This window comes from Parasphingomonas zepuensis (genome assembly GCF_036663735.1).
Taxonomy (GTDB): Bacteria; Pseudomonadota; Alphaproteobacteria; order Sphingomonadales; family Sphingomonadaceae; genus Sphingomonas.
Genome location: NZ_JAXOJO010000001.1, coordinates 596,311 through 610,869 on the forward strand (window position 1 = coordinate 596,311; position 14,559 = coordinate 610,869).

Annotated in this window: 15 protein-coding genes; 5 read left to right on the plus strand and 10 right to left on the minus strand. The window is 67.2% G+C overall.

The genetic code is table 11. The annotated features are described in order from the left end of the window. Window positions 1-101: 101 nt before the first annotated feature. A complete protein-coding gene (locus U1769_RS02880; RefSeq protein ID WP_332711668.1) occupies window positions 102-464 on the minus strand; it encodes a hypothetical protein in 363 nt (120 codons plus the stop codon). Between the two features lie 146 nt (window positions 465-610). Between U1769_RS02880 and U1769_RS02885 the strand changes: the two genes are divergently transcribed. Together U1769_RS02885 and U1769_RS02890 are read left to right on the plus strand one after the other, a co-directional pair. Next, window positions 611-1,357, plus strand: a complete 747-nt coding sequence (locus U1769_RS02885; protein ID WP_332711671.1) for an HAD-IIB family hydrolase — start codon at window positions 611-613, stop codon at window positions 1,355-1,357. A 101-nt stretch (window positions 1,358-1,458) separates the two neighbouring features. Beyond that, window positions 1,459-2,385, plus strand: a complete 927-nt coding sequence (locus U1769_RS02890; protein WP_332711673.1) for a sensor domain-containing diguanylate cyclase — start codon at window positions 1,459-1,461, stop codon at window positions 2,383-2,385. A gap of 14 nt (window positions 2,386-2,399) precedes the next feature. Here the strand turns inward: U1769_RS02890 and U1769_RS02895 are convergent, their stop codons facing one another. From U1769_RS02895 to U1769_RS02910, 4 genes are all read right to left on the minus strand, one after another. Beyond that, window positions 2,400-3,467: an AI-2E family transporter gene (locus U1769_RS02895; RefSeq protein WP_332711676.1), complete on the minus strand. Its 1,068-nt coding sequence runs from the start codon at window positions 3,465-3,467 to the stop codon at window positions 2,400-2,402. 65 nt (window positions 3,468-3,532) lie between these two features. Next, complete coding sequence (locus U1769_RS02900) at window positions 3,533-4,708, minus strand: BaiN/RdsA family NAD(P)/FAD-dependent oxidoreductase (RefSeq protein ID WP_332711679.1); 1,176 nt, start codon at window positions 4,706-4,708, stop codon at window positions 3,533-3,535. Between the two features lie 163 nt (window positions 4,709-4,871). Next, on the minus strand, window positions 4,872-6,440 hold the full coding sequence (locus U1769_RS02905; protein WP_332711681.1) for an ATP-binding protein: 1,569 nt from the start codon (window positions 6,438-6,440) through the stop codon (window positions 4,872-4,874). Next, entirely contained in the window at window positions 6,437-7,132 is a 696-nt protein-coding gene (locus U1769_RS02910) for a response regulator transcription factor (protein ID WP_332711684.1), read from the minus strand. The genes U1769_RS02905 and U1769_RS02910 overlap by 4 nt, the downstream gene beginning before the upstream one ends. Window positions 7,133-7,303: 171 nt before the next feature. Here U1769_RS02910 and U1769_RS02915 point away from each other — a divergent pair, with 171 nt between their 5' ends. Beyond that, window positions 7,304-8,500 carry an acetyl-CoA C-acyltransferase gene (locus U1769_RS02915; protein ID WP_332711686.1) on the plus strand — a complete coding sequence of 399 codons (1,197 nt, stop codon included), beginning with the start codon at window positions 7,304-7,306 and terminating at the stop codon, window positions 8,498-8,500. Window positions 8,501-8,504: 4 nt separating this feature from the next. Here U1769_RS02915 and U1769_RS02920 read toward each other — a convergent pair whose 3' ends face one another. The 4 genes from U1769_RS02920 to U1769_RS02935 form a co-directional block, all read right to left on the minus strand. Further along, window positions 8,505-9,578: an MlaA family lipoprotein gene (locus tag U1769_RS02920; protein WP_332711689.1), complete on the minus strand. Its 1,074-nt coding sequence runs from the start codon at window positions 9,576-9,578 to the stop codon at window positions 8,505-8,507. A gap of 339 nt (window positions 9,579-9,917) precedes the next feature. Beyond that, window positions 9,918-10,454, minus strand: a complete 537-nt coding sequence (locus U1769_RS02925; RefSeq protein WP_332711692.1) for an SRPBCC family protein — start codon at window positions 10,452-10,454, stop codon at window positions 9,918-9,920. After that, window positions 10,451-10,888 (minus strand): SRPBCC family protein, encoded by a 438-nt coding sequence (locus tag U1769_RS02930; RefSeq protein WP_332711695.1) that lies wholly within the window; start codon window positions 10,886-10,888, stop codon window positions 10,451-10,453. The genes U1769_RS02925 and U1769_RS02930 overlap by 4 nt, the downstream gene beginning before the upstream one ends. Beyond that, a complete protein-coding gene (locus U1769_RS02935) occupies window positions 10,885-11,196 on the minus strand; it encodes an ArsR/SmtB family transcription factor (protein WP_332711698.1) in 312 nt (103 codons plus the stop codon). The genes U1769_RS02930 and U1769_RS02935 overlap by 4 nt, the downstream gene beginning before the upstream one ends. Window positions 11,197-11,344: 148 nt before the next feature. Here U1769_RS02935 and U1769_RS02940 point away from each other — a divergent pair, with 148 nt between their 5' ends. Next, the gene (locus U1769_RS02940; RefSeq protein WP_332711700.1) at window positions 11,345-12,613 is read left to right on the plus strand and encodes a thiolase family protein; all 1,269 of its coding nucleotides are present in this window, start codon (window positions 11,345-11,347) and stop codon (window positions 12,611-12,613) included. Between the two features lie 96 nt (window positions 12,614-12,709). Then, window positions 12,710-13,681, plus strand: a complete 972-nt coding sequence (locus U1769_RS02945) for a hypothetical protein (protein WP_332711702.1) — start codon at window positions 12,710-12,712, stop codon at window positions 13,679-13,681. 72 nt (window positions 13,682-13,753) lie between these two features. On the opposite strand, the gene U1769_RS02950 is transcribed toward U1769_RS02945, so the two are convergent. After that, window positions 13,754-14,407 (minus strand): MAPEG family protein, encoded by a 654-nt coding sequence (locus U1769_RS02950; protein WP_332711705.1) that lies wholly within the window; start codon window positions 14,405-14,407, stop codon window positions 13,754-13,756. Window positions 14,408-14,559 lie beyond the last annotated feature (152 nt).

Sequence of the window (14,559 nt, forward strand, 5' to 3'; positions counted from 1 at the left end):
CCTAGCAGATAATCCAGATTAAAGCACGTTCGCTCGCGAGCGAGGATCAGGCGACCGGTTCCGCCCGGCGGGGAGCTCTGTTTCCGGCTGCCTTATCTGGCTCAACCGGCGAACGACCGGGGCCGCGCGGCCGAAGCGGTGCCCGCCCAGCCATGTTCGCGGCCTTCCATCAGCGATACCGCCGCGATCTGCGCCAGCGCGACCGGTAGCAGGATATAGCTGCCCAGCAGCAGCGCCGCGAACAGCCCGGCCGTCGACACCACCAGCATCAGCAGGGTCACCGCGATCAGCCCGATGCGCGAGCCGGTGATTCCGAACAGGGCAAGACAGGCGCCGGCGCCGACCGCGAACGAGATCGCGACGGCATTGGGCGCGGCGATGGCGAGATAGATCAGGGAGGCGGCGAACAGCCCCAGGCCAACCTGAGTGCGGCCGGTCCAGACGAACGGATTGCGCGATGCCATGAAATTCCCCCTGCTTGTTTCGGGAAAAACGACGATTCGCGACAAGGGTTCCGCTCCCTATGGCCTCGAACGGAACTTTCCGCGCCATTCGGGCGATTGCACGCCGACAGCGCCGCTTTTTCGCGGCACGCATCCAGGAGTCGCGCATGAAGCAGCTGGTCGCCTTCGACCTCGACGGAACGCTCGCGCTGAGCAAACAGCCCTTGCAGGAGCCGATGGGCGAAGCGCTGGCCGATCTGCTCGGCGTGGCGCATGTTGCCGTGATCTCGGGCGGGGACTGGCCGCAGTTCGAGAAGCAGGTCGCGAGCCGCCTGCCGCCCCGCGCCGACCTGACGCGCCTGTGGCTGATGCCGACCACCGGCACCAAGCTGTACCGCCATGACGGCAGCGCGTGGTACCCGGTCTATGCCGAGCTGTTCGACGATACCCAGAAAAGCGCGATCCTTGCTGCCTTCGACGCGTCGCTGGAGGCCACCGGCTTCGTACCCGAGCAGACCTGGGGCGAACGGATCGAGGATCGCGGCAGCCAGATCACCTTTTCCGCGCTGGGCCAGCAGGCGCCGCTCGATGCCAAGGAACATTGGGATCCGGATTTCGCCAAGCGCAAGATCATCCAGGCCGATCTGCGCAAGCGCCTGCCGGGCCTTTCGATCAACATGGGCGGCGCGACCTCGATCGACATCACGCGCGAGGGCGTGGACAAGGCTTATGGCCTGAAGAAGCTGCGCGAGGCGAGCGGCATCGAGCTCGACACGATGCTGTTCATCGGCGACGCGATCTTCCCCGGCGGCAATGATTATCCCGCTAAGGAACTGGGGCTCGACACGGTGCGCGTGCGCGATCCCGAGGAAACGCTGGCGGTGATCGCCGCGATCGTGGCGTGCCAGCACTGAGGCGGCGATCGGGGCGTCAGCCCGCCAATCACTCGTTAACCCAACCAGGTTAGAATCTCGCCGATCGCGGACATGCTTCGCGATCGGGTGCGGGATCGGGCATGATATGGGAACCGGGCGTCGGCCCGCTGGAGCGCCAGCTCCGGGCGAGCCGGCAGATGTTCAAGGCGGCGTTTCACGCAGCAGCGACGGGAAAGGCGATCGTCGACGTCACCGGGATCTGCCTGGAGGTCAATGCTGCCTTCGCCGCGTTGCTCGGCTATACGCCGGCCGAGCTGGCGGGCATGCATTTCGCGGATTTCACGCATCCGCACGACATCCGCGCCGACCTTCACCTGTTCGATGAGGCGATGCGCGGTGAGCGCGACAGCTATCAGCTCGAGAAACGCTATCTCCACAAGCAGGGCGCGACCGTCACCGTGCTGATGACCGCGACAATGGTGCGCGAGGATGACGACACGCCGCGCTGCTTCATCGCCGAAGTCGTCGACCTGACCGAGCCGATCCGGGCGCGCGAGGCGCTGCAGGAGGCGAATGCCAGGCTGCAGCAGCTGGTGATCACCGATCACCTGACCGGCCTGTACAACCGCCGCGGCTTCGAGGAGGCGCTGTCCGGCGCGATCGAGGAAGCGGGCACCAGCCTGTTGCTGATCGATCTCGACCACTTCAAGCACATCAACGACCGGCTCGGCCACCGCGCCGGCGACATGGTGCTGGCCGAAGTCGGCCGGCGCCTGCCCCGCCAGTTGCGCCAGGGCGATTTCATCGCGCGGGTCGGCGGCGACGAATTCGGCATCATCATGCACCGCGCCGACCGCGCGCTGGCCGAGCGCACCGCGGCGCGGATCGTCAAGCATCTCGGCGCCGTCTATGAAGTGGACGGCGCGCTGGCCCATATCGGCGCGAGCGTCGGGGTGTCCTGTTCCGAGGACGGCGCCGCATCGCTGCACGAGCTGGTGTGCCGGGCCGACGAGGCGCTTTACGCGGCGAAGCGCGCCGGGCGGAGCCGCTGGCAATTGCGGGCCTGAGCCGCCCGACCGTCCTACGACATGTCGCGGACGGCGCGCCGGTTCCGCCGCGCTTCAGTGGTGATGTCCCACACGGCAATGAACAGGGCGGCGATCACCGGGCCGATGATGATGCCGTTGAAGCCGAGCAACTCGATGCCCCCGAGCGTCGAGATGAGCACGACATAGTCGGGCATCTTGGCGTCCTTGCCGACCAGGATCGGGCGCAGCAGATTATCCACCATGCCGATCACGAACAGGCCGCAAAAGACGAGGACGAGGCCCTGCCAGATCGCGCCGGTCGCCAGCAGATAGATCGCGACCGGCACCCAGACGATGCCCGTGCCGATCGCCGGCAGCAGCGACATGAACGCCATCACCACCGCCCAGAGCAGCGCGCCCTCGATTCCGAGCCCCCAGAACACGACTCCGCCGATCGCACCCTGCAGGATGGCGACGACGAGACTGCCCTTGATCGTGGCGCGGATGACGGTGGTGAACTTCGCGATCAGCGCGCTTTGCTGCGCCGGGCGGAGCGGCACGCTGTCCTCGATCCGCCGGGCGAGCCCGGCCCCGTCACGCAGCAGGAAGAAGGTGAGGTACAGCATCACGCTGAGCCCGACCAGGAAGGCGAAGGCGCTCTGGCCGAGGTTAAGCGCCTGCGCGGCGAACAGCTGCAGCCGGTTGCCGATGCCGGCGGCGATCCTGGCGCGGACCGCATCGATATCGGTCAGGCCGAGCTGATCGAACAAAGCCGCCACCCAGGCCGGCAGCGACGCCTGGATGCGGTGGAACAGCCCATCGAAATCGATCCCGCCGGTTTGCACTTTGGTGTAAAGGCCGGCCGCTTCCTGCAGCAGCGCCGCGGCAAGCAGCAGGGCGGGCACGATGCCCATGGCGATCAGGATGAGCAGCGTCACGACGGCAGCGAGATTCTGCCGCCCCGGCATGAGAGCGACGATACGCCGGTTGAGCGGCGCCAGCATGATCGCCGCAACGACGCCCCACAGGATCGCCCCGTAAAAGGGCAGGATCAGCCAGGCGAAGGCCAGCGAAATGACGACGATCAGCAGCTGGAAAGTTCGATCCTCGATACTGCGCATTGCCTGTTCCTCCCCGGCCCCGGCGGCGACCTTAGCGCCGCGACGGCAACTGCGCCATCGGCGGCTCAGACCGCCTGCCCCGCCGCCCAGCCGCTGGCCCAGGCCCATTGGAAATTATAGCCGCCGAGCCAGCCGGTGACGTCGACCGCCTCGCCGATCGCGTAGAGGCCGGGGACCCTGCGCGCTTCCATGGTCTGCGAGGACAAGCCATCGGTGGCGATGCCGCCGGCGACGACCTCGGCCTTGGCCAGGCCTTCGGTACCGTTCGGCGTGAAGCGCCAGTCGGCGAGGCGGCGCGCGGCTTCGTCGAGCCGCTTGTCGGTCTGGGCGACCAGCTCGCCATCGAAGCCGAGGCGATCGGCCAGCGTTTCGGCGAGGCGCGCGGGAAGATGGCTCGCCAGCAGCTTGCGGAAAGCCGCGCGCGGACTGGCGCGCTTCGCCTCGGCCAGCCAGCCCGGTTTCAGATCGGGCAGGAAGTCGATCCCGATCGACTCGCCGTGCCGCCAATAGGAAGAGATCTGCAGGATCGCCGGGCCGGACAGGCCCTTGTGCGTGAACAACGCCGCCTCCCGAAACGCCGTCTTGCCACAGCGCGCGACGACATCCGCGGCAACGCCGGAGAGCGAGCGGAACAGAGTCTCCTCTCCGCCGAGCGTGAACGGCACCAAAGCCGGGCGCGGCTCTACCACTTTCAGGCCGAACTGCCGGGCGAGATCATAAGCGAAACCGGTCGCGCCCATTTTCGGAATGGACGGTCCGCCGGTCGCGATCACCAGCGACGACGCGGTGGCAGTGCGATCGCCGAAAGTGACGCGGTAGTGCCCGTCGGCATGGTCGACCGCGCGGATCGGCTGGCCAAGGCCAATGGTGACGTTCCCGGCATCGCATTCGTCGAGCAGCATGCCGACGATCTGCTTCGCCGAGCCATCGCAGAACAGCTGGCCGAGCGTCTTTTCGTGCCATTTGATGCCGTGGCGATCGACCAGCTCGATGAAGTCCTGCGCCGAATAGCGGCCGAGAGCCGACTTGGCGAAATGCGGATTGGCGGAAAGATAGCGGTCGGGCGCGGTGTTGATATTGGTGAAATTGCACCGCCCGCCGCCCGAGATGAGGATCTTCTTGCCCACCTCGTCGGCATGGTCGAGCAACAGCACACGCCGCCCGCGCTGCCCGGCGGTGAGCGCGCACATCATGCCGGCGGCACCGGCGCCGAGGATGATGGTGTCGTAGGGTTGGGTCATTGGGGGCACGCCTACCCCTTCTCCCCCTGTGGGAGAAGGTGGCGCGAAGCGCCGGATGAGGGGGAGTGAGGTTCGGGACACAAGCCAGAGTCCCCCTCACCCTCCTAAGCTTCGCTTGGGCCCCTCCCTCTCCCACAGGGGGAGAGGTGAAAGAAGAGGGCTTTCACGCCACGGGCAACCTCAACCGGAAACACGCGCCGGCGGGCACCTCCTTCGCCACGATCGTCCCGCCGGTCGCCGCCAGCAGCGAGCGCGCGATGGCGAGGCCGAGGCCTGTCCCGCCCGCTTCGCGGCGGCCAGTGAAGAAGGGTTCGAAGATGCGCTCCAGATCGGCGGTCGCGATGCCGGGGCCGTCGTCGGTGACCCACAGGATCACGTCGTCGCCGGCCGGCTCGACGCGGATCGTCACCCGGTCGGCGCCGGCCTGGCGGCTGTTCTCGACCAGCGTTTCGAGCAAGGTCTCGACCACTTCGGGCGTGATCCGCGCCATCGGCACCTCGGCCGCCACGACCTCCACCGCGAAGCTGGCCGAGCGGAAGGAATCCGCCACCCGCCGCGCGGAAGCCGTGATGTCCGCGCGTGCGCCGGCGTCGATATGCGCCATGTCAGCGCGGGCGAGATCGAGCAGCCGCTGGACGAGGCGGGACAGGCGATCGGCATCGGCGGTGGCGTTGGCGATGAAGCGGCCGCGTTCCGCCTCGCTCATCTCGACGCCATGTTCGTCGAGCAGTTCGAGCGCACCGCGGATGCCGGCCAGCGGCGTCTTGAACTCGTGGCTCACCGCCGCCGCGAAATCCTTCAGATAGCGCGAGCGGCGCTCGATCCGATCGGCCATGGCGCGGAAATTGTCGTAGAGGACGGCAATCTCGATCGCAGCGGTCGCCGGCGTCTCCGGCACCGCGACGCGGCCGCGCGCGATATCCTCGCTGGCCCGGGCCAGCGCGTCGATCGGGCGGGCGATACCGCGCGACAGCAGCGCGACGAGCACCAGCAAGGTGCCGAGGATCAGCCCGATGCCGAGCAGGATCTTGCCGCGATCCTGGTACAGGCCAACGAACAGCCCGCGCGGCGTGCGCGACAGCATCACCACGCCGATCACCCGCCCCTGATCGATCACCGGCCGGGCGTGATGCACACGCACCGCATAAGCGCGGCTGATCACCGCCAGCCAGCTGCGTGCCTCATAACGGCTGCGCTCGCGCAGCACGGTGCGCGGGCTGCCCGCCAGCGCGGCGCGGACCTCCGGCAGATTATCATAGTTGAGCAGCACGTCGTCCCGCCCCAGCACGACGATGCCGTGCGCGTCGAGCAGGCGCGTCGCGGTCAGCGTCACCGCCGCCGCGTCGCTCGCCATCGGCATCAGCGTCCGCGCGACCAGAGCGGCGCGGCGATCGGGCGTGCCGCGCCGCGTCTCGGCCCGGCGGGGCGGCAGGACGGGCATGGTGCGCAGATCGATCGTCGGGATTTCCGGCGCGAGCAGTCGCCGGCCGGGATCGGGCACCCCGTTCCGCCACGCCGATTTATACGCCGACGCCAGCACCACGCTCTGCGAGATCAGCTCGGCCTCGGTCTGCTGGACGATGGTGTTTTCATAGACGCGCAGGAACAGCGCGGCGATGCCGGGCAGCGCGGCGACGAACAACAAGGTGCCGAGCAGGATCGAACGCAGCCGGAGCTTTGGCCAATGCGCCTTGGCAAAGGACTTGAGCGGCGCAATCGGCCAGATCGTCAAGCGCAGCCGCCGATCCGGTAACCGATCCCGGCGCGGGTCTCGATCAGGTCAGCCACGCCGAACTTGGCGCGCAGATTGCGGACATGACTGTCGATCGTGCGATCGGTGATGGCGAAGCCCGGGCCGTGCAGCCGATCGATGATCGCATCGCGGGTATAGACCTTGGCCGGATTGGCCGCGAGCAGCAGCAGCAGCTGGAACTCGGTCGCGGTGAGCGGCACGGGGGCACCATCCCACCGCGCTTCCCAGCCATCGGTGTCGAGCGTCAGCCGGTTGCGCACGACGGTGTCCGGCTCGGCCGGCGGCGGCGCGCCGCGCTTGAGGATCGCGCCGACCCGTGCGACCACTTCGCGCGGGGAGAAAGGCTTCACGACATAATCGTCCCCGCCGATCTCGATACCGACGATGCGGTCGATCTCGTCGTCGCGCGAGGAGAGGAACAGGATCGGCAGCGCCGCCCCCGCCCCGCCTGCGCCGCGCAGGCGCCGGCACAGATCGAGCCCGTTGAGCCGCGGCATGTTGATGTCGAGCACCATCAGATCGGGCATCTCGCGCGCAATCGCGTCCTGCGCTTCCTCGCCGTCGGCCGCCTCGCTCGGGCGCATGCCGGCCTTGCCGAGCGCGAAGACCAGCAGCTCGCGGATATGGGGATCGTCGTCGACGACGAGGATGCGGTGGCTCATGGGTTTCATTGTGGTCCAGTCGCGGTAGCGGTCAACATCGTTCGTCAGATAAGCCGGCGCGTGGGGATGCCTGGTCTGCTCGATGTGGAGAAACGGTGCAGACGGTTCGCCGGAGCCCCTTTCCAACCCCCTCGCCCCCGCCTACACCCTCGCCATACCCGATCCTCGAAAGGACTCCCCATGCGTGAAGCCGCCATCGTCGCCACGGCCCGTACCCCGATCGGCAAGGCGTATCGTGGGGCATTCAACATCACGGAGGCGCCGGTGCTGGCCGGACATGTGATGAACGCGGCGGTCGAGCGTGCCGGGATCGATCCGGCGCGGATCGACGAGGTGTTCTGGGGCGTCGGCGGGCAATGGGGCACGCAGGGCGGCAATGCCGGGCGGATGGCGATCTTCGCCGGCAAGCTGCCGCACAGCGTGCCGGCCTTTTCGCTCGACCGGAAATGCGGATCGGGGCTGACCGCGGTGGCGCTCGCCGCACGATCGATCATGTGCGACGAAATCGACGTGGCGCTGGCCGGCGGCATGGAATCGATCAGCCTGACGGTGACCAAGGACGCACCGCGCTTCGTCAACAAATCGGTGATCGCGCAGGAGCCCGCCGCCTATATCCCGATGATCGAGACGGCCGAGATCGTCGCCGCGCGCTACGGCATCAGCCGGGAGGCGCAGGATGCCTATGGCGCGCAGAGCCAGCAGCGCGCCGCCGCCGGGCTCGAGCGGGGCGCGTTCGCCGAGGAGATCGCGCCGATCACGGTCGAGAAGGCCGTGTTCGACAAGGAAGGCAAGCGGACCGGGCTCGAGACGGTGACGGTCAGCCAGGACGAGGGCATCCGCGCCGGCACCACGATCGAGGCGCTGCGCGGGCTGAAGACGGTATGGCCGGGCGGCGAATTCACCGGGCCGGGATCGAACGTCACCGCCGGCAATGCCAGCCAGCTGTCGGACGGCGCCTCGGCGCAGATCCTGATGGACCGGGCGACCGCCGAGGCCGAGGGCAAGGAGATCCTCGGCATCTATCGCGGCTTCCAGGCGGCAGGGTGCGGGCCGGATGAAATGGGCATCGGGCCGATCTTCGCGATCCCCCGGCTGCTAGACCGGGCGGGCCTTTCCGTCGCCGACATCGGGCTGTGGGAGCTGAACGAAGCGTTCGCCAGCCAGTGCCTCTATTGCCGCGACCATCTCGGCATCGATCCCGACAAGTACAACGTCAATGGTGGCGCCATCGCGGTCGGCCACCCGTTCGGGATGACCGGATCGCGGCTGGTCGGCCATGCGTTGATCGAGGGGCGCAAGCGCGGCGTGCGCTATGTCGTGGTGTCGATGTGCACCGCCGGCGGGATGGGCGCGGCGGGGCTGTTCGAGATCGTGTGAGCCGTCAGGGCTGGGGTGCGGGCTGATCCGGCGCGGTCACGGGCGGCTCGGGCAAGGGGGCGGCCGGTTCGGGCGCCAGCTCCACTGGCTGGGGCCGCTGCTTCAGCGGCACCAGATCCGGCGTCACGAGCGGAATGCCCGGCCGGGGCGCCGCATGCCCCATGGCGTGGAGCGCGTCGATCTCGGCCTGGCGGCGATTGAGATAATAGGAGCGCGCCGCCGCATAGGGATCGGGGTAATCGGTGCGCAGCTTGTTCAGCTCTTCATCGAATTCCGCGCGGTAATCGAGGGCGCTGACGACGCCGACCGGAACCGAATAATAGGGGCTGGTGAAAGGGTCGCCCACGGCGACCGGCAGGATGAGACGATCCACCCCGCCGCCGATGAGATCGCGCAGCGTGGTCGGCCCGATCAACGGCAGGAACAGGAAGGGCCCCGGCTTCACGCCATAATAGCCGAGCGTGTTGGCGAAGCCGTTCGGGCGGCGCGGCAGGTTGAAGGGTTCCTGTTTCGCGACATCGACCAGCCCGCCGATGCCGATCGTGCTATTGATCGAGAAACGGCCGACCGTCTCGATGGCCTTGCCGGGCTTGAGCTGGAGCAGGAAGTTCAGGAAAACCGCCGGCTCGCGCAGATTGTTCAGGAAGTTGCGCAGGCCGCTGCGGATCGGCTTGGGCACGGTGCGCTTGTAGGTCATCGCCACCGGGCCGACGAAGGCTTCGTCGACCTTCTGCGTCACGGCAAAGGATTCGGCATTGACCTGCTGGAGCGGATCGCCGGGGACGACGCGGGGACGCGCCGTCACGACGACGGTCTGGCCATCGTCCGGTTGGGGGGCGGCACTCGGGACCGGCTGGACCGTGGCGGGCGCTTCGGCTTGGCCGGGAGCGGAGTCCGGGGCGGGAGCGGAGTCCGGGACGGTCTGGGCAGTTGCCACGGGCGGTTCGACGGGCGCCGTCTGCGGCACCTCGATCGCCGCGGCCTGGACAAACGGCAGGGAGATCGCGGCGGGCGGCATGCCGCCCGCCGTCATCGGTGCACCGAACAGCAATAAAGCCGCGAAAACCGGGACGCTCATCGAGCCGACACTTCGCGCGATATGGTCACAACAGGAACGTACGGAGCAGCGCATTCCCGAATGACACCGACAACAGTGCCGAGCCCATCTCTCAACGCAACCATCCGAAACCCCTTAAGGGCCACATCCCCACGCGTTACCAATATCGGTATCGTCATATGACCGTCCGGGTCCTATCCGGCAAATTCACGCAAAGGTAAACTCGACTCCGGATAATTTCTCCCTTCACAATGTCTTCGGGACAACGGGTAAGCGGCACCGTCGTCTGGCGATGAGCACGGCGGAGCGCGCGCATCGCAGCAGATTTCGTTCCTGAACGTAGAATAGCGATCGTTTTCGTCAGGCGCCCTGGCCCAGTTTTCCCTTGACCGTCTTTTCCGATTCCCGGTGCAACGCCCAGAAATCGCGCACCGTGCCGCCGGCCAGCTTCGCCTGAAGCACCGCAAGATGCGCGTGCCAGCCGCCGCCGAAATCGGCCAGACCAGCCGGGCCGGAAATGCCGCTATGCGTCAGCACCAGCCGCGTCTTCTCGCCCAGCGGGAAAAGCTCGAACCGGGCTTCGCCTTCCTTGCCGCCGTCCCAGCTCCAGGCGACCAGGCGCGGCGCTTCGAAAGCCGTCACGCGCTCCACCGCCACCGCGCCCTTATGCGCCGCGTATTTCTCGGGGTAGGGCACGGCATCCGACGAGAGATTGTCGTGATCGAAGGCAAGCTCGAGCGCGCCACCCTCGCGCGGCTCCAGCGCGCCGCCGGCAAACCACAGGGCGCGCAGATCGGGTTCGACCAGATAGCGCCACACCGTCTCGACCGGCGCATCGAGAATGCGCTCGAAGCGGATGGTGTCGGGTGCGGGATGGTCGATGGGGATCATGGTCATGTCTCCAACAAGGTAGCGAGCGAGGCGAGGATCATCGTCCAGCCCTTGCGGGTCTGTTCTTCGTAAGCGGCCCATTCCGGATCCATCTCGTGGGTGAGCGTCAGCGTCGCGCCGGCGCCCTTCGCCGCGATGGCGATCGAGACGCGAGTCCACGCGCCCTCCTCCGCCGGATCGGCGCGGAACAGGAAGACGAGGCGATGCGGACGATCGATCACCTCATAAAGCAGATGATGATGCGCATCGCCCGAGGCGCGGCGCTCGACGATGAGTGCACGACCGCCCACACGGGCGTCGATCTCCACCTTCTGCATCGTGCCATCGGAGGTGCTGAACAGGAATTTCCCCGCCGTGGCCGGATCGAGCCAGGCGTCGAACACTGCTTCGGGCGTCGCATCGAAATCGCGGGTGATGGTGAGGATGACGGGCGCAGTCATTCGGCACGATCCTTTTCCGCCTTGAGCAGGGCATCGAGCATATCGAGCCGCGCCGTCCAGAATTGCTCCCATTGCCGCAGCCACGCTTCGGCCTCGCGCAGCGGCTCCGCCCTGAGCCGGCAAAGCTGCTGCCGCCCGGCCTTGCGGCGCTCGACCAGCCCGGCGCGCTCGAGCGCGTGGACGTGCTTCGCGGCGCCGGCAAAGCTCATCGCGTGCGGCGCGGCCAGCTCACCGATGCTGCGCTCACCCCCCGCGAGGCTGGCCAGCATCGCGCGGCGGGTGGGATCGGCCAGGGCGGCGAAAGTCATGTCGAGTCGTTCAACCATGTGGTTTAACATGTAACCCGCATGGTTGATTGTCAACTACTCGGTTTAATGATTCTTCTTTGCCGCGGCGTCCTTGCGGGCACCGGTCCGCACAACCAGATTCGGCATCGACACAGGAAAGGCTATCGCCATGCAGCCACGTTTCGCCCAACCCATCTACATCGCCGCCGGTCTGCGCACGCCGTTCGGGCGCGGCGGCGGGGCGCTCGCCGATCATGACGCGATCACGCTGGCAGTCCCTCTCGCGCAGGCGATGGCGGCGAAGGCGCGGCCGGATTTGTTCGTGTGGGGCACGGTGATCCCGAGCCTGGGCTGGAGCAATATCGGGCGCGAGATCTGGCTCGATGCGGGGCTCGATCCGACGGTGCCGTCCTTTTCCGCGGTCCTCGCCTGCTCGACCTCGATGGTCGCGGCCTTCGCTGCGGCCGGCATGCTCGGCGGCGACAAGGATCTGGCGCTGGTCGGCGGCTCCGAAGTGATGAGCAACCCGCCGATCGGGCTCAAACTCGATGCCTCGAAACGGATCGTGAAGCTGTTCCGCACTGATCCCGCCGCTGCGCTGGCCGCGCTCCAGGCGCTGACGCCGAACGATCTCGTCCTGCCGATCAAGGGCTTCGCCAACCGGATCACCGGCCGCACGATGGGCGACCATATGGAGGAAACCGCGCAGATCTGGGAGATTTCGCGCGAGGCGCAGGACGACTGGTCGCTGAAGAGCCACCAGCGCGCGGTTGCCGGGTGGGAGAGCGGCTTCTTCGACGATCTCGTCATCCCGCTGCCCGAGATCACGCGCGACGCCAATCCGCGCGCCGATACCTCGGCCGAGAAGCTCGCCACCCTGCCGCTCGCGTTCGACAAGACCAGCGGCAAGGGCACGCTGACCGCCGGCAACAGCTCGCCGATCACGGACGGTGCTGCGGCCTGCTGGGTCGCGACCGAGGCGGGGTTGAAGAAGCTGCCAGAGGCTACGCCCTATGCCGAGCTGGTCGATCACGAGATCGCGGCGGTCGATCACGCCCAGGACGGGTTGCTGATGGCGCCGAGCTTCGCCATTCCCCGGCTGCTCGCGCGGCACGGGCTGCGCTACGAGGATGTCGCCCTGTGGGAGATCCATGAGGCGTTTTCGGCGCAGGTGCTGGCCAATGTCGCCGCGCTGGAGAAGCCGGGCTGGACTCGCGACCGGGCGGGCGTCGATTTCGATTTCGGGCCGTTCCCATGGGACCGGGTCAACCCAAACGGCGGATCCGTGGCGATCGGCCATCCCTTCGCCGCGACTGGCGCGCGCGATCTCAGCCAGGCAGTGAAGGAATTGTGGGACAAGCCGAGCGGGACCTGGGCCGTGGTCAGCGTGTGCGCCGATGGCGGGCACGGCACGGTGTCACTGTTGCGGCGACCCTAAGCTGACGTGACGGGCCCGGGCGGCGGCCGTTCCTGAATTCCGCTTGCGGATCGCCGGATCGCCATGCCACTCCCGTCTCTCCGGGGGGAAGCGAGCATGGGGCAAGGAGAGCTACTGGTCGGCGCGATGCCGGAATGGGAGCAGAAGCTTACCAGGCCGGACGGTTATCCGATGATGGCAACCGGCATCGCCGTCCTGGTGGTCCTGGCGCTCGCCGTAAGCCAGGCGCAGTCGGAGCGCAGTCTCAGTTTCACGACCGGCCTGCTGGTTGCGTCCGGCGCCGCCATCATCCTGTGGGCAATCGCCTATCTCGTCACGCTTCGCCACTCGACGGCGGTCTGGCGGGTCGGCTCGTTCGCCATCATCTGGATCGTCGCACTGCTGGCGTCGGTCTGGTCGGTCAGGTCTGCCAATGCAGCACTGGCTTATGACCTGACGATGCTGGCGGAAGTGGAGACGGGGGCCGACGGCATCCTCGTCCTGCCCGAGCATCCCGATCGCGGCGTGCTGTCACGAGCGACGATCCGCTTTGCCAAGGCTGCCAATATCGAAAACAGGAACCGTGCGCGATTGCTCAATGGCCTGGGTATCGATGCGATCGGGAACGCAGGCGCGCTTTCCAGGAATCCCGATCTCGTGAACGATTGCGATCGATTCGTCCGCGCCCGACCCACCTTCGCTTCGCATAATGCGCGCATAGCAGCGATCATCACGCAATTCCGAGCCGATGTGATGGCCAGCGCCGTGCAGCCGACATTCAAGCGCGGGTTCATCCAGGATTTCGACCAGCGGTTCGCAGCCGCCGCGTCCGATCAGGCGGCGGGCAGCGCCATCGTCGCAAAGCGGCTTGGTCTTGCCAGCGAGATCTGCACCATCCTGGCCCGGCGTCACTGGAAGGTGCAGGAACGCACCATCGTCTTCAACGGACGGGTCCTGAAGCTTGCAGGAGACAAGGTCTTGCGGTTCACCGACAATGCCGACCTGAAGGCATATGAGGCGATGCGCGCCCGCTGGACCGAGCTCAACGAACAGGCCCGCCGAGTCATGCAATACCAGAGCGCATCATGATGTCGCCCGGCACTCTTCCCCCGCCACTCCAGCGAGCCGAAAATGCGCTCAGCCAGGAGCGCCAGCCGTGCGTCAGGCCTGTTCCTGCGCCCGCCAGCTTTCCCAGCGGAGCATGAAGACGATGTAGAATTCCGCGGCGGCAAAAGGCGCGATCAACGCCGCTGCGCCCCATCCCCCGAGCCACAGATAGCCGAACCGCCCGACGCAATAGAGCAGCACCATCATGCTCTGCACCATGCCGACCAGCCCGGCCGAGCGGAAGCGCGGGCCGATATGATAGCCGATCCAGAAGGCCCAGCGCGCCAGGATCCAGACGATGGTGCAGGCCACCACCGCGCGCATCGAGGCACCGTCGCGCGCCTGGACGGCGAGCATCAGCAGACCCGGCGCGAACAGCCAGAGCTGTTCGATCGTATTCTGCACATAGCGCTGGTTGACTCTCATCCGCGTCGACTCGGCGCCCGCCAGCGGATCGATCGCCCGGCTCACCAGCCGCTCATGCGCGACTGCCTCAATCCCCGGCAGCAGCGCGAGCAAAGTCGCGATGCCGATGCAATGCAGCGCGAACAGCGCGCGCGCCGTCTGAGTCGCCATGCCCGGAACCGGCGGCATCGAGCGATCAATGAAGAACCACAGGCCGATCGCCACCGGCAGGGTCAACACCACGCCCATGGTAAGCGTGCGCTGCTGGGCCTCGATCGATCCCGGGATCAGGCGGTTCGCCATCAGGCGGCGGACGGCAGCATCGGCGCCGCTGGATTCCCGAACATCCGGATATGCCGATTACGGCCGATCGAGACGTTCATCCGCTTCACCTTGCCCACCCCCGCTGCTGGTCGCCGTCCCCATATCCGCGAGCAACCAAAAAAGCGAGGTCT